General features: G+C 68.2%; 9 protein-coding genes and 1 pseudogene. 6 read left to right on the top strand and 4 right to left on the bottom strand.

What is annotated here, in order from left to right; all coding sequences use genetic code 11:
- Positions 1–43: 43 nt before the first annotated feature.
- Positions 44–3,520 carry an indolepyruvate ferredoxin oxidoreductase family protein gene (locus tag AZC_RS03575; protein WP_012169230.1) on the top strand — a complete coding sequence of 1,159 codons (3,477 nt, stop codon included), beginning with the start codon at positions 44–46 and terminating at the stop codon, positions 3,518–3,520.
- A gap of 58 nt (positions 3,521–3,578) precedes the next feature.
- On the opposite strand, the gene AZC_RS03570 is transcribed toward AZC_RS03575, so the two are convergent.
- Positions 3,579–4,448 carry an alpha/beta fold hydrolase gene (locus AZC_RS03570; RefSeq protein ID WP_244421786.1) on the bottom strand — a complete coding sequence of 290 codons (870 nt, stop codon included), beginning with the start codon at positions 4,446–4,448 and terminating at the stop codon, positions 3,579–3,581.
- 146 nt (positions 4,449–4,594) lie between these two features.
- On the opposite strand from AZC_RS03570, the gene AZC_RS03565 reads away from it, so the two are divergent.
- Positions 4,595–5,506: a LysR family transcriptional regulator gene (locus tag AZC_RS03565; protein WP_012169228.1), complete on the top strand. Its 912-nt coding sequence runs from the start codon at positions 4,595–4,597 to the stop codon at positions 5,504–5,506.
- A 10-nt stretch (positions 5,507–5,516) separates the two neighbouring features.
- Here AZC_RS03565 and AZC_RS03560 read toward each other — a convergent pair whose 3' ends face one another.
- The 3 genes from AZC_RS03560 to AZC_RS03550 form a co-directional block, all read right to left on the bottom strand.
- Complete coding sequence (locus tag AZC_RS03560; protein ID WP_012169227.1) at positions 5,517–6,362, bottom strand: GNAT family N-acetyltransferase; 846 nt, start codon at positions 6,360–6,362, stop codon at positions 5,517–5,519.
- Positions 6,363–6,416: 54 nt separating this feature from the next.
- Positions 6,417–7,325, bottom strand: a complete 909-nt coding sequence (locus tag AZC_RS03555; protein WP_244421785.1) for a nickel/cobalt transporter — start codon at positions 7,323–7,325, stop codon at positions 6,417–6,419.
- 86 nt (positions 7,326–7,411) lie between these two features.
- The gene (locus tag AZC_RS03550) at positions 7,412–8,047 is read right to left on the bottom strand and encodes a DUF1007 family protein (protein ID WP_012169225.1); all 636 of its coding nucleotides are present in this window, start codon (positions 8,045–8,047) and stop codon (positions 7,412–7,414) included.
- A gap of 195 nt (positions 8,048–8,242) precedes the next feature.
- Between AZC_RS03550 and AZC_RS24240 the strand changes: the two genes are divergently transcribed.
- The 4 genes and pseudogenes from AZC_RS24240 to dnaK form a co-directional block, all read left to right on the top strand.
- Positions 8,243–11,647 carry a hypothetical protein gene (locus tag AZC_RS24240; RefSeq protein ID WP_052285843.1) on the top strand — a complete coding sequence of 1,135 codons (3,405 nt, stop codon included), beginning with the start codon at positions 8,243–8,245 and terminating at the stop codon, positions 11,645–11,647.
- Between the two features lie 120 nt (positions 11,648–11,767).
- On the top strand, positions 11,768–12,358 hold the full coding sequence (locus tag AZC_RS03540) for an ANTAR domain-containing response regulator (protein WP_043878845.1): 591 nt from the start codon (positions 11,768–11,770) through the stop codon (positions 12,356–12,358).
- On the top strand, positions 12,355–13,491 hold the full coding sequence (locus AZC_RS03535; RefSeq protein ID WP_012169222.1) for a CmpA/NrtA family ABC transporter substrate-binding protein: 1,137 nt from the start codon (positions 12,355–12,357) through the stop codon (positions 13,489–13,491). The genes AZC_RS03540 and AZC_RS03535 overlap by 4 nt, the downstream gene beginning before the upstream one ends.
- A 224-nt stretch (positions 13,492–13,715) precedes the next feature.
- A pseudogene (gene dnaK / locus AZC_RS03530) lies at positions 13,716–15,629 on the top strand (molecular chaperone DnaK); the annotation flags it as partial.
- Positions 15,630–15,872 lie beyond the last annotated feature (243 nt).

Below are 15,872 nucleotides of genomic sequence, written 5' to 3'. Positions count from 1 at the left end.
CTCCCACGAGGCCAGATCCCATCGCTCCAGGAGGAGGCGTACCATGGGCCTGAAGCAGGTCTCTCTCGCCGACAAATACGATCTCGCGCAGGAGCGCGTCTTCGTCTCGGGCACGCAGGCGCTGGTCCGCCTCGCCCTGATGCAGAAGGAACGCGACCGGCAGGCGGGCCTCAATACGGCGGGCTACGTCACCGGCTATCGCGGCTCGCCGCTGGGCGGGCTCGACCAGCAGTTCGGACAGGCCGGAAAGCTCCTCACCGCCAATGACATCCGCTTCCAGCCCGGCCTCAATGAGGATCTGGCCGCCACCGCTCTGTGGGGCTCGCAGCAGGCGGAGTTGCGCGGTGAAGGCAAGTTCGATGGCGTGTTCGGCCTCTGGTACGGCAAGGGGCCGGGCGTCGACCGCTCCGGCGACGTCTTCCGCCACGCCAACAATGCCGGCACCTCCAGGCACGGCGGCGTGCTCGCCCTGATGGGCGACGACCACACTTGCGAAAGCTCCACCACCGCCCACCAGAGCGAATTCCACTTCGTGGACGTGATGATCCCGGTGCTGAACCCGGCGGGCGCGCAGGAAATCCTCGATTACGGTCTTTATGGCTGGGCGCTCTCCCGCTTCGCCGGCACCTGGGTCGGCCTGAAAGCGGTGAAGGACACCATCGAATCCACCGGCATCGTGGACGGGCGGCTGGACCGGGTGCGCATCGCGCCCGTGCATGATTTCCGCATGCCCCACGGCGGGCTCAACATCCGGCTCGCGGATACGCCCCCGGCGCAGGAGGAGCGGCTTCAGGAATACAAGCGCGACGCCGTGCTCGCCTTCCTGCGGGCGCAGAAGCTCAACCGCTTCGTCACCTCCGGCGGCGCGCGCCCGCGCATCGGCATCGCCACCGTGGGCAAGAGCTATCTCGACGTGCGCCTCGCCCTCGATGAACTGGGCATCGACGAGGTGCGGGCCAATGATCTGGGCATCCGCCTCTGGAAGGTGGCCTGCCCCTGGCCGCTGGAGACGCAGGCGCTCTATGAGTTCGCGCGCGGGCTCGACCTCATCATGGTGGTGGAGGAGAAGCGCTCCCTCATCGAGGTGCAGGTGCGCGAGGAGCTGTATGGCACCGCCAACCAGCCCGTCTGCATCGGCAAGAAGGACGAGGAAGGCCGCTGGCTCTTCCCGGTGAAGGGCGCGCTCGACCCCAACGACATCGCCATCCAGCTCGGCCGCCGCCTGCTGCGCTATGGCGACATTCCCGACATCGCCGCCCGCGTCGCGGAACTGGAAGAGGCCCAGCGGGTGCTCGCCGCCACGTCCGACGTCACCACCCGCATCCCTTATTTCTGCTCCGGCTGCCCGCACAACACCTCCACCAAGGTGCCGGAGGGCATGCGCGGCTCGGCCGGCATCGGCTGCCATTACATGGTGCAGTGGATGGACCGCGCCACCGTCGGCTTCACGCAGATGGGCGGCGAGGGCGCCAACTGGATCGGCGAGGCGCCCTTCTCCAAGCGCGGCCACCTGTTCCAGAATCTGGGCGACGGCACCTACAACCACTCGGGCTATCTCGCCTTGCGCGCCGCCGTCGCGGCCAAGGTGAACATCACCTACAAGATCCTGTTCAATGACGCGGTGGCCATGACCGGCGGCCAGCGCCACGAAGGCGATCTCACGGTGCCGGTCATCGCCCGGCAGGTGGCGGCGGAGGGCGTCGCGCGCGTGGTGCTCGTCACCGACGAGCCCGACAAATATGCCGCCGGCATCAACTGGCCCGCCGGCCTCACCATCCACCACCGGGACGAGCTGGACCATATCCAGCGCGAGCTCGCCACCGTGCCCGGCGTCACCGTGCTCATTTACGATCAGACCTGCGCTTCCGAGAAGCGCCGCCGCCGCAAGCGTGGCGCCTTTCCGGACCCGGACAAGCGCGTGATCATCAACGAGCGTGTGTGCGAGGGCTGCGGCGACTGCGGCGTGAAGTCCAACTGTGTCTCCGTGCAGCTGCTGGAGACGGAATGGGGCCGCAAGCGGGAGATCGACCAGTCGTCCTGCAACAAGGACTTCTCCTGCGTGAACGGCTTCTGTCCTTCCTTCGTTACCGTGCATGGGGCCAAACCCCGCAAGGCGGCGGGCGTCGCCGGCAAGATGGGCGAGCTTGCCTCCTTGCCGGAGCCCGCCCATCCGGAGATTGACGGCACCTACGGCATCATCGTCACCGGTGTCGGCGGCACGGGCATCGTCACCATCGGCGCCATCCTCGGCATGGCGGCGCATCTGGAGGACAAGGCCTGCGGCATGATCGACATGGCCGGCCTCGCCCAGAAGGGCGGCGCGGTCTACAGCCATGTGCGCCTCGCGAAGAAGCCGGAGGACATCGCCGCCATCCGCGTGCCGGCGCGCGGCGCCGATCTCATCCTCGGCGGCGATCTGGTGGTGGCCGGCACCAAGAAGGTGCTGGCGGCAGTGAAGCCGGGCAAATCCCTTGTGGTGGTCAACACCCATGAGGTGCTGCCCGGCGACTTCACCCGCAATGCCGACTATTCGCTCCCCACGGAACGCCTCAAGCGCACCATCTCGGGCGCGGTGGGCGCCGAGCAGACGCATTTCATCGAGGCGAGCCGTCTCTCCACGGCGCTGTTCGGCAATTCCCTGCCGCAGAACATCTTCATGGTGGGCTATGCCTACCAGTTCGGCGGCCTGCCGCTCTCTGCCGAAGCCATCCTCAAGGCCATTGAACTCAACGGCGAGGCGGTGGAGATGAACAAGGCGGCCTTTGAATGGGGCCGCCGCGCCGCCCATGACCCGGAGGCCATGGCCGCGCTCCTTACCGCCAAGGAGGCCGCCACCGATGCGCGCCGCCTGTCGGAGAGCCTCGACGAGATCATCGCCCGCCGGGTGGACGCCCTCACCGCCTATCAGGACGCCGCCTATGCCGCCCGCTACAAGGCGCTGGTGGACAAGGTGGCGGCTGCCGAGGCCACCCGCGCGCCGGGCCGCTCGGGGCTCACGGAGGCGGTGGCGCGCAACTTCCACAAGCTCATGGCTTATAAGGACGAATATGAGGTGGCGCGGCTGTTCGCGGACGGCGCCTTCCAGCGGCAGGTGGATGCCGCCTTCGAAGGCAAGCTCTCTTACGAGTTTCACCTCGCACCGCCGCTGTTCGCCCGCGTCGATCCCCACACCGGCGAACCGCGCAAGATGCGCCTCGGCCCGTGGATGATGAAGGGCTTCCGCCTGCTGGCGAAGCTGAAGGGCCTGCGCGGCACCGCCTTCGACCTCTTCGGGCGCACCGAGGAGCGGCGCACGGAGCGGGCGCTGATCGCGGATTATGAGCGCACGGTCAGCGAACTGCTCGGCGCCCTCACCCGCGAGAACCACGCGACCGCAGTCGCCATCGCCTCCATCCCGGAGAAGATCCGCGGCTTCGGCCATGTGAAGCTGCGCCACCTCACGGCCGCCAAGGCGGAGGAGGCTGCCCTTCTCTCCACCTTCCGCACTCCGCCCGTCGCCCCGGCGCAGGCGGCGGAGTGAGGGCGACCGCCCGATAGCGAAAGGCCCGGCACGCAGACGCCGGGCCTTTGCCGCAGTTTCAAGCCTTCGGCAGGAAGTCGCGCACCAGCGCCACCGTGGCGGCGGGGTTTTCCTCCATGATCCAGTGGCCGGCATCCGGCACCACGCCGCTCGTCACGTCCTCCGCCGCAAAGGCCATCACCTGCCCCATGCCGAGGCCGAAGGATTTCTCTCCGCCGAGCGCGAGCACCGGAATGGTCAGCTTGCCCGCCTTCAGGAAGGCCTGATTGTCGATGGCGTCCTGATCGAAGGCGGCGAACTGGGAAAAGCCCGCATGCATGGCGCCGGGCTGCGCATAGAGCGCCGCATAATGCTCCCGCGCGGCCTCGCTGAAGCGGGCGGGCGTGGCCGAGAACTCGTTCCAGAAGCGGTCGAGATAGATACGCTCGCGACCGGCCACGAGGCGCTCCATGTCCGGCCCGCCGAAGCGGAAATGCCACAGCAGCGGGTTCTTCAGGATCTCCTCCCATGGCCCCACGCCGGGCAAGGGCGCGTCGATCAGAACGAAGCTGTGCACCCGGTCGCGATGCTGCGCGGCGAAGGCGAAGCCGACCATGTTGCCGATGTCGTGGGTGACGAGATCCACCGCCGCAATGCCGAGGGCATCGAGCAGCCCGGCCATGTCCTGCCCCTGGGTCTTTTTGTCATAGCCGCCCTCAGGCTTTGCGGAGCGGCCCATGCCGCGCAGGTCCGGGACGATGACGAAGTGATCGGCGGCGAGATCCGCGGCAAGCGGCACCCACATGTCGCCGGTCTCGCCATAGCCGTGGAGTAGCAGGACGGCCGGCCCCTTCCCGCCCGTGCGGACGTGGAGCGTGGTGCCGTTGGTGGGAATGTCGCGGATCTGGAACGTGTCGGGAAACACGAGACTGTTCGTGGTTTGGGTCATGGTCGTCATCCTCTGTCCGGGTCTCCCGTCGCTGCTCTCGGAGCCTGCGTGGCGGGACGACCGTGTCTCTGGACAGGAGAATGGCAAAGCTCCATTGTCCGGGTTAGCCGGCAGAAGGCGAAACCCGTTTACGGATTATTCGAACAATGCTCAAGCTCGACGGGGTAGCCGCCTTCGTGGCGGTGGCAGACGCCGGCTCGATTTCGGAGGCGGCACGGCGGCTTGGCCTTGCGAAATCGGTGGTCAGCGAGCGGCTGGCGGAGCTTGAGCGGCTGCTGGGCGCCCGCCTCATGCAGCGCAGCACCCGTCGCCTCGCCCTCACCGAGGCCGGCACCGCCTTCCTCACCCGCGGGCGCCGCCTGCTGCGCGAGGCGGAGGAGGCGGTGGCCGAGATCGCCGAGCAGAAAAGCCTCCTCGCCGGCCCCTTGCGGGTGTCCGCGCCCGTCAGCTTCGGCACGCTGCATCTCGGCCGGGCGCTTCACCCCTTTCTCGCCGCCCATCCCGGCATCGAGCTGACGCTGGAACTGGACGACCGCTTCGTGGATGTGGTGACGGATGGCTTCGATCTGGTGATCCGCCACGGGCAGGTGCATGACACGCGGCTCGCCGCCCGCCGGCTCGCCACCAGCCGGCGCTTTCTCGTGGCCGCCCCCGCCTATCTGGAAGCTCATGAAGCGCCGGCGAGCCTCGACGCCCTTTCGGCCCACCGCGCCATCCTCTACGCCAATCGCGAGACCGACTGGCGCTTTGAAACACCCTCCGGGGCGGTGGCGGTGCGTCCGCGTCCCGGCCTTCGGGTGAACAACGGCGTGATGATGCGCGGCGCCGCCGTGGCCGGGCTCGGCCTCGCGCTCCTGCCGACCTTCCTCTGTCATGAGGAACTGGCGGCGGGGACGCTGAAGGTGGTGGATGTGGGCGTGCCAGCGGAAGGCGCACAACTGCACGCGGCCTATCCGCTGGACCGTTCCGCCTCCGCCAAGCTGCGCGCGCTCATCGAGCACCTGCGCCGCGCCTTCGGCAGCCCGCCCTTCTGGGAGAAGGGCCTGCGGCTGCCATAGCGACAGGCCATCACCCGAGTTCCAGCGTGGTGATGCCGTAGATGGCATCGAGCGGCAGAACGGGCGCATCGCCCTTGTACATGCGGGCGGTCTCGAACACCGGGACGAGCCCGGCCGCCTCGACCAGCGCCAGCGCCGCGCCATTGGGCTCGGGCACGTCGATGAAGACGTCCGCCCCGCCCGCATGATCCGCCAGCGCGTTCAGGAGCGCGCCGGCGACGCCCGGAGCCTGCGCAAAGAGCGGGCCGATCCGCCAGCCGGTCCGCGCATGGCGGATGACGCCATAGCCGAGCACCCGCTCCCCATTGCCCGCCATCAGAGCGAGCCCGTCCGGCGGGGCGAGCCAGTGCTTGAGAAAATCTGGGCGGGCGGCGGGCACGCAGGCGGTGTCATAGGCGATGAGCGCGGGCATCAGGTCCGTTGCCACCGGCCGCAGGCGCACCTCGGGATCACCCGCCACCCGGCGGGCGACCCCGCCATGGCGCACATTGCGATGGGCGAGGACGAAGCCCGATTTCTTGTAATTGTCCTGTTGCGCCACCACGCCGTCGAGGCCGACGGTGCGCCCGCCGAGCCGGGCCATGCCCGCCTGCCAGAGCGTCCACCCCAGCCCTTGCCCACGCAGATCCGGCCGGCAGATGTAGAAACCGAGGAAGGCATAGGCCGCGCCATAGGTGACGAGCGAAATGCAGGCGACCAGTTCGCCATCGCGGAAGAGGCCGAGGAAACCCTCCGGGTCCTGCGCGAGGAAGGCGGGCGCGTCGTGCAGGCCGGGATTCCAGCCCTCCCGTGCGGCCCAGTCCACCGCGAGGTCCACCTCGGCGGGCGTCAGCGTGCGGATGATGTCGTCGGCCATGGCGTCCTCCCCGGCGGCATTCAGCCTGAGCCATCGGCCGGACTCAAGCGCCCGTCAGCCCGGCAGCAGACGCTCGCTCACCGCATAGCCGGTGAGGAGGGCAAGGCCGAACAGGCAGACGAGCACGGCCGCGCCCAGTTCCACCACCAGCATCAGCGCCGTGCCCCGTCCGGAGGCGAGCACCGCAAGGCGCACCGCGAGCCGCTTGCCGTACACCGCCAGCGCCGCGATGGCGGTGACGGTGAGCGCCGTACCGAGCCCCATGGCGAAGGCGGACGCAACGCCGGTCAGGAACACGCCCTGCGACAAAGCGAAGGTGAGCACGAGGATGGCGCCCGAGCAGGGCCGCGCGCCGGCGGAGATCACCGCCACCGCCGCCCGCTTCCAGCCGCCGCGCCCGTCCAGCAGGCGCGGGTCCGGCGCATGGCTGTCACCGCAGCCGCATTCGGCGTCATGCACATGGGTGGGGCTGCCGCGCAGCACGCCGATGAGCGCCCGCGCCTTGGTGAGCGCCAGCAGCGCGCCGAAGAGGGCGATGCCGCCATAGGCCGCGATCTCCACCCAGTTCATCGCCTGCGCCATGGTGGCGGCGGTGGAGCCGAGCAGCAGCGCCATCACACCCACGAACAGCACGGCGGCGATGGCCTGCACCATGCCCGAACCCAGCGCCAGCAGCGCGCCCCGCCGCAGCGTGCCGCCGTCCGCCAGCAGATAAGAGGAGATCACCGCCTTGCCGTGGCCGGGGCCGGCGGCGTGGAAGACGCCATAACCGAAGGAGAGGCCCGCCAGCAAATAGAGCGCATGGCCATCCGCCTTGGCGGCACGCACGGCCTGGATGAGGGCGCGATAGAACTCGCTCTGCTTGGCGATGAGATAGCCGGTGAAGCCGGTGGGCGCCGGGCCGCCCCCGCCGAGGCCGAAGGGGGTCGTCTTGGCTCCCGCCTGCCCGAAGGCCTGAGCCACGGCGGGCTCCGCAAGGGCAAGCGCCGTACCCGCCCCCACACATGCCAGAATGAGCAATCGGAGGAAGCGGGCGCGGGAGGCGGTCATCAGGGACACTTCACCAGGATCTTGTCGGCATATTGGGCGCCATAGGTGCTGGACGAGGTGAGGTTCGTGAAGAAGCTCTCGTCCACCTGCATGGTCTGCGGCTGGCTCGGCGTCACCACCGAGAAGGTGCAGCCGGCGGGCGCGCCTTCGAGGCGCACCGGGTCCTTCTCCTCGAAATCGAAAGAGACGAAATAGGTCGGGTCATAGAGCTCGAAGGTCAGCGAGCCCTTGGAGGGCACGGGCTTGGCCACCGGCAAGGTGAAATGCAGCGTCAGCAGGTCCTTGTCGAAGGTCAGCGAGTAATCGACCGGATCCTTGAAGGCCATCTTCGCCTTGGCCGTCTTGCCGTGGGCGAAATAGTCATATTCCTTCAGCGAGGTGACGTTCACCTCGGCGAGCGGCGCCAGCGTCTCTTTGGCGTAATTGCCGTTGGCATCCTTCGGGAAACCCTGGAGCGCGAAGGCGGTGAAGGCCTCGTCGAAGGTCCAGTCGTTCCTGAGGCCAACGAAATTGCCCTGCGGATCGAACAGGATGGTGGTGCGCATGGTCACCCACACGTGGGGATGCGCCTCGGCCACGCCCGCGCCAAGGCAGCTCAGGGCTGCCGCCAGAAGAAACGCGAATCGCTGCCGCATGAAACCCCGCTTGTCGCCGGTCGAGGCATGGCGGGGGACTTCGGCGGAAGCATGGCGCAGCTTCGCGCCGCGGGGTCACAGGCGCGACACCGCACGCCGCCATTTTCCCAGCCGCACATGCGCCATCGCCTTTTCCTGCGCGGGACGATGGTCTAGAGCCGAAGAGGGCCATTGGCGGCCTGCGGGAGAGGTAACATGGGCAAGATCCGGCTGTGGCTCAGCGGCTTTGCCTGGGGCGCCATGCTCGGCGTCATGGCCAGCGTGGTCATGGGCGTCGCGGTGTTCCGGCCGGATATCTGGGAGAAGCTCTCCTATGAGCGGATCGAGCGGGCGCTGACCCGCAAGACCCAGAGCACGCTCGACACCTCCGCCCCGCCGCCCGCATCCGCCCCGGCCGCATCCGGCGCGGTCCTCTTTGCCAACACCCGCACCGCGCCGGCGCTGGAGCAGAATTATGCCCCGCCCCATGCCTTCGGCCCCGACGACGTGCTGGTCATCAAGGGCCGCAACGCCTCCAATGATTTCGTGGAGGTGGACCTGCGCATCGACGACAGCGCCTCCAAGGACTGGGGCTCGCGCTTCGGCGGGGTGAAGACGGTGCCGCCCGGCCCGTTCGAATGGGTGGTGCCCTTCAAGGGCCTGACCGACCAGAACAAGAGGGCGATGGACATCAATGCCATCACCCGCATCATCCTCTTCTCGCCCGAGAACCTGCCGGCCGCGCAGATCGCGAGCGTGACGCTGGAGCGCCGGCCGCAGCCAGCGGCGGCAGCCGGTTCTGCGCCCGGTGCCGCGCCCGCGCGAGCCAATGCCGCTCTGTTCACCGATGCCAGCACCAGCCCGGCGCTGGAGCAGAATTACGCCCCGCCCCGTGCCTTCGGGCCGGACGATGCGCTCGTCATCAAGGGCAGCAACCCCACCGGCAGCGCCATCGAGGTGGACCTGCGCATCGACGACAGCGCCTCCAAGGACTGGGGTTCGCGCTTCGGCATGGCGAAATCCGTGCCGCCCGGCCCCTTCGAGTGGGTGGTGCCCTTCAAGGGGCTGGCCGATCAGAACAAACGAGAGATGGACATCAAGGCCATCACCCGCATCATCCTGTTCTCGCCGGAAAACCAGCCCGCAGCGCAGATCGCCAGCGCCAGCATCGAGAACCGCCCCGGCGCGGGCGACACCACCGGCTCCACCGGCGGCGCGGCGAACGAAGCCAAGATGGGCCAGAGCTGGCTGAAGGGCGCGCGCACCACCGCCGAGCAGGAATTCTATCCGCCGATGTCCTTCGCGCAGGATCAGGAGGTGGTGGTCACGGGCACCAATACGGACAGCAAGCCCATCACCCTCTATCTGCGCATCGACGACGTGAATTCGAAGAACTGGAATTCCCGCGTCAATGCCACGGTGACGGTGCCACCCGGCCCCTTCACCTTCCGCTCGCCGGTGAGTTCCTGGGTGACGCCCTCCAAGGCGCGGCTCGACCGCACCAGGGTCGCCCGCTTCGTCATCTCGCTGGGCGACGGAGAAGGCCCCATCCGGCTCGGCGACGTGCATGTGGCCGGCGGCAGCCCGCTGCCCAAGGACGCCCTCGGCTTGCGCTTCGGCCCGGCGGACGTGTCCGTGCCCGGCTTCGAGACGGTGACGCGGAACGATCTCCGCCTCTCCCCCGCCGGCCGCGATCTCGTGCGAACGCAGAACGACCCTCTGCTGTCCAGCGGCCTCAATGGCGTGCGCACCATCACCGTGCCCTGGACGAAGAGCGACACCGCCACAATCTCGCTCTGGACCGAGGATCAGGGCGAGTGGGAATACTTCCCCCACTCCCTCCACCGCACCTTCATCATCAATGGTCAGGTGGCGCTGAAGGAGGACTACCGGCCCGACGAGTGGGTGGAGAAGGTCTTCCATCGCGGCCTCTGGAAGGAGGCGATGATCGATGGCGACCCGTGGGAAGTCTATGCCTCCCGCCGCGCCGGTCTCGTCACCGCCACCGTGCCGGTGATCGACGGGAAGATCACGGTGCAGATCTCCTCCGACCAGCCGCCGAACGACGGCTATATCGCCGCCATGGTGATTGCCCCCGGCGCCTCCACGGCGGCGGCCGAGGCGGTGGAAGCCTGGCGGCGCGGGCGCTACATGGAGCGCTGGCCGGTGGTGGACAAGCCGGTGGACCCGAAGCTCGCCCAGGGCACCACCCTGCGCGTGCTGCCCTATGGCACGCCCCGCAGCCAGCATCCCTTCTGGGACCCGAACCTGCCCACACAGACGCGCCTCAAGGCCCTGCGCGGCCAGATGGTCTCCATCGACTTCCTCGCCTTCTCCGACCAGAGCGACGCCAATCCGGACGTGGCCCTGAAGCTGCCGGAGGGCATCACAGGCGAAGTGCGCTGGGGCAAGTGGACCTATATGCGCCGGGGTGGCGGCGAGAATTCGCTCTCCATCACCTCGGACGTGCTGGAAGGCGACCTCACCCGCCTGCGCATCGCCGCCGGCATTCCCCGCCGCATGAATGTGACCTTCACCGTGCCCGAAACGGCAAGCGGCACCCTGCCGGTGGTGCTGGCCATGAACATCGGCGGGGCCAGCGTGGAAGCGCGGGCGGATGTGGAGGTGGCGCCGGTCACCCTGCCCGCCACCGCGACGCCGGTGGGCTATTACATGGCCGCGCCCAATCCGGACTTCTGGTTCCCGCCCAAGCCCGCCACCGCCGACCGGCTGATGGCCTGTGATCTGAAGGCCCTACGCCGCTTCGGGCTCACCGGCCTCTCACCCGACCTCGTGACGCCGACCGCCGACCAGCGCGCCCGCTATCTGGAGCAGACGCGCCTCGCCAAGGATGCCGGCTTCTCGCCGCCCTTCTTCGATTATGTCTCGGTGAAGCTGCTGGCCGACAAGGTGGGCGTACAGGCCATGGGCGAGAATATCGGCGCCACCGAAGCGGCGCTCACCGCCGCCGGCCTGCCGCTGCCGCTCTGGTCCATCGCCGACGAGCCGCAGAATCTCCAGAGCCCCATGATGGACCTGAAGCGCCTGCGCGACGCCATCCGCGTCTATGCCCCCAAGGCGAAGATCGCGGGCCAGCTCAACGACATCAAGGACAAGCCCTTCCTGCCCTTCTTCGACACCGTGCTGGTCAACACCGGCTTCGGCGTCTCGGCCCGCGACTTCGCCGACCTGAAGGCGCAGGGCATCACGCCCTGGCTCTACAACATGCCGGACATCGAGGCGGCGGCGGGCTTCCTGCTCTGGCGCGTGGGGGCGGAAGGCTACATCCAGTGGCACGCCCGCGCCGCCACCGCCGACCCGTCCGACCCGACGGACGGGCGCGAGCCGGACTTCATGTTCCTGCCCCTCACCGCCGACCGCTGCCAGAGCGTGCCGACCGTCGACGCCATGGTGGTGGCCACCGGCGACGGCATCACCGACCTGCGCCTGCTCCAATGGCTGGACGGACGGGCGGCGAGCGATCCGAAGGCCAAGGCCCTGCGGGACGAGATCTTCGCGGCCATCCCCGGCGACTGGGTGGGCTTCGAGAAGCAGAAGCCGAACCTGCCCGCCCTGCGACGCAAGCTCATCGATTATGCCGGAGCGACAGCCGCGCCCTGACCGATCCGGCCGCCGGCGGGGACATCCCGTCTGTGCCCTTAAAAAACGCTACGCAACGGTGCCCGAGTGCGTGCACACTGGCGCCGTTGCGTTTCGTGCTTCGTCAGCCCCAAGAGCTTCATGTCCAGCGACCTTCAGCTCAGGATCGTCATCGTCGATGAAAGTCCGGTGCGGGCCGCGATCCTCAGCGAGGGGCTGCACGAGGCTGGCTATGTGAATGTGCTGCGCCTCGAGGGCCGCACCAATCTTCTCGAGCGCATCTATGCCATCGATCCGGACGTGATCCTCATCGACCTTGAGGACCCGAGCCGCGACGTCATCGAGCAGATGCTGCACGTCTCCCGCGAGGTGAAGCGCCCCGTCGCCATGTTCGTGGACCAGTCGGACGGGGAGACCATCCAGCAGGCCATCGAGGCGGGCGTCGCCTCTTATGTGGTGGACGGCCTGCGCAAGGAGCGGGTGCGGCCCATTGTGGAGACCACCATTTCCCGCTTCCGCGCCTTCGCCCGCCTGAAGGCGGAGCTGGAGGAGGCGAAAAGCCAGCTCGAGGAACGCAAGACGGTGGACCGGGCCAAGGGCCTGCTGATGAAGATGAAGGGCATCAGCGAGGAAGACGCCTACAGCCTCCTGCGCCGCACCGCGATGAACGAGAAGAAGCGCATCGCCGACATCGCCCAATCCATCATCACCGCCGCGGAGCTGCTGCGATGAAACGGCTGTCCATCGGCTTCATCCCCCTCACCGACGCCGCCGTGCTGATCGCCGCCGCCGAGCGCGGCTTCGCCATGGCCGAGGGCATCGAGATCGAGCTGCACAAGGAAGTCTCCTGGGCCAACATCCGCGACAAGGTGAATGTGGGCCTGCTGGACGGCGCCCATATGCTGGGCCCGCTCGCCATCGCCTCCTCCCTCGGCCTCGGCCATGTGCGGGTGCCCCTGGTGGTGCCCTTCGCGCTCAACCTCAACGGCAGCGCCATCACCATCGCGAAATCCGTCTATGCCGCCATGGGCGAGACGGGCGGCGACCTCACCTCCGCCCTTGGGGCGGCGCAGGCGCTGGGCAAGGTGGTGATCGACCGCAGGGAGCGCGGCGAGGACCCGCTCACCTTCGCGGCGGTCTATACCTTCTCCACCCACCATTATCTCATCCGCCACTTCCTCACCGCAGGCGGCATCGACCCGGACCGGGACGTGCGGCTCGTGGTGATCCCCCCGCCCTTCATGGCCGAGAGCCTGCGCAACGGCCTCATCCACGGCTTCTCGGTGGGCTCGCCCTGGAACAGCGTGGCGGTGGATGCGGACGTGGGCCGCATCGCGGTGCTGGGGGCGGAGATCTTCGGCTGGGTGCCGGAGAAGGTGCTGGGCGTCCATGCGCGCTTCGCCAATGCGGAGCCTGAAGTTCTGCACCGGCTGGTGCGGGCGCTGAATGCCGCCGCCGCCTGGTGCGAGGACCCGGCCAACCACGCCGACCTCGCCCGCCTGCTGAGCGAGCCGCGCCACCTCTCCTTGCCAGCCGACATCCTGCGCCGGACGCTGGACGGGCGCCTGCACACCGCCCCCGGCGGCGTGCTGCGGTCGCATCCGGACTATCTGGTCCTCCACCGGGAGGGCGCCAACCGCCCCGATCCGGACCATGCGCTGTGGATGTATCACCAGATCGTCGCCGCCCATCAGGGCGACTGGGCACCGGATGCCGCTAGGGAAGCCATATCCGTCTATCGGCCCGACATCTTCGATGCGGCGGTGGGGGCGGCGCCCCCCTCCCCACCGCGCGAACCGGATTGCGTGGCCACCCAGTTCGGCCCCGTTTTCGACAAGGAGCGCTTCCTGGCGACGGGGGAATGACCTTCCGCTCGGGCGGAAAGGCCTTCGCACCTCTCCGGAACGTGAAAAACCTTTACCCGCGCTCCGCCGACGCCTTGCGGGGCAAAATCCCCCCTCCTATATCGGCCTCGAACGCCGTATTCAGTTTGAGGATGCGACGTACCCCAATTTCCGGGGACCGGCGGAAGGCTGCGGGAGGGGCCCGTGGTTTCCCCCGCGGGCGCTGAAAAAGGCCCGGCCGGTCTGCCGACAAGGAGAAGTATATGTCCAAGATCATCGGCATCGACCTCGGCACAACCAATTCCTGCGTCGCGGTGATGGAGGGCGCCAGCCCGAAAGTCATCGAGAACGCCGAAGGCGCGCGCACCACGCCGTCCATCGTCGCCTTCACGGAAGATGGCGAGCGTCTGGTCGGCCAGCCGGCCAAGCGCCAGGGCGTCACCAATCCCGAGCGCACCTTCTTCGCGGTGAAGCGCCTCATCGGCCGCCGCTATGACGATCCGACCGTCGAGAAGGACAAGAAGCTCGTTCCCTACAAGGTCGTGCGCGCCGACAATGGCGACGCCTGGGTCGAGTCCGACGGCAAGAAGTACTCGCCCTCGCAGATCTCCGCCTTCATCCTGCAGAAGATGAAGGAGACGGCGGAGTCGTTCCTCGGCGAGAAGGTCGAGAAGGCGGTCATCACCGTTCCGGCCTACTTCAACGACGCCCAGCGTCAGGCCACCAAGGACGCCGGCCGCATCGCCGGTCTCGAAGTCCTGCGCATCATCAACGAGCCCACGGCGGCCGCGCTCGCCTATGGCCTCGACAAGAAGAATTCCGGCACCATCGCGGTCTATGACCTCGGCGGCGGCACCTTCGACGTGTCCGTGCTCGAGATCGGCGACGGCGTGTTCGAGGTGAAGTCCACCAACGGCGACACCTTCCTCGGCGGCGAGGACTTCGACATGCGCCTGGTGAATTACCTGGCGGATGAGTTCAAGAAGGAGCAGGGCATCGACCTGCGCAACGACAAGCTCGCCCTTCAGCGCCTGAAGGAAGCGGCCGAGAAGGCCAAGATCGAGCTGTCGTCCGCGACCCAGACCGAGATCAACCTGCCCTTCATCACCGCCGATGCGTCGGGCCCCAAGCACCTGACCATGAAGCTGACCCGCGCCAAGTTCGAGGCGCTGGTGGAAGACCTCATCCAGCGCACCATGGAGCCCTGCCGGCTCGCGCTCAAGGATGCGGGCCTCTCCGCCGGTCAGATCGACGAGGTGGTTCTGGTCGGCGGCATGACTCGCATGCCGAAGGTCCAGGAGATGGTGAAGCAGTTCTTCGGCAAGGAGCCCCACAAGGGCGTCAACCCGGATGAAGTGGTCGCCATCGGTGCCGCCATCCAGGCCGGCGTGCTCCAGGGCGACGTGAAGGACGTGCTGCTGCTCGACGTGACCCCGCTGTCGCTGGGCATCGAGACGCTGGGCGGGGTGTTCACCCGGCTCATCGACCGCAACACGACCATCCCGACCAAGAAGAGCCAGGTCTTCTCCACCGCCGAGGACGGCCAGACGGCCGTGACCATCCGCGTCTTCCAGGGTGAGCGCGAGATGGCCGCGGACAACAAGATCCTCGGCCAGTTCGACCTCGTCGGCATCCCGCCGGCGCCGCGTGGCGTGCCGCAGATCGAAGTCACCTTCGACATCGACGCCAACGGCATCGTGCAGGTGTCCGCCAAGGACAAGGGCACCGGCAAGGAGCAGCAGATCCGGATCCAGGCCTCGGGTGGTCTCAATGACGCCGACATCGAGAAGATGGTGAAGGACGCCGAGAGCCATGCGGCGGACGACAAGAAGCGCCGGGCACTGGCGGAAGCCAAGAACCACGGTGAGGCTCTGGTCCACTCCACCGAGAAGGCCCTCTCCGAGCACGGCGACAAGGTCGGCGCGGCCGAGAAGGGCGCCATCGAAAGCGCCCTTGGCGAGCTGAAGACCGCCCTCACCACCGAGGATGCGGAGGCCATCCAGGCCAAGACCCAGGCTCTGGCCCAGGCGTCCCTGAAGCTCGGCGAGGCCATGTACTCGGCCCAGCAGGGCGGCGAGCAGCCCGGCGCGGCCAAGAAGGACGACGTGGTGGACGCCGAGTTCACCGAGGTCGACGACGACAAGAAGAAGTCCGCCTGAGCGGACGCTCCCGGCGGCGCTGCCGCCGGGCCTGTCTTTCGCCACCCCGCCCATGTGCGGGGTGGCGCTGTGATTGTGCCGAAGATGCTGCCCGGACTGCGGCAGAAGGGGGCCCAATCGCGGGCGAGCGGCGCCGGCGCAAGGCCTCCCGATCGTGTCGCCCCTTTGGGTGGCGGATGCGCCCGTGATCTTTCCTTGTGCCGCGGTTGCGTTTAGAGGACGTCCGGTGGCGGGCGCGGTCCC

Source organism: Azorhizobium caulinodans ORS 571 (assembly GCF_000010525.1).
GTDB lineage: Bacteria > Pseudomonadota > Alphaproteobacteria > Rhizobiales > Xanthobacteraceae > Azorhizobium > Azorhizobium caulinodans.
This window is presented reverse-complemented; position numbering and strand designations above follow the sequence as displayed.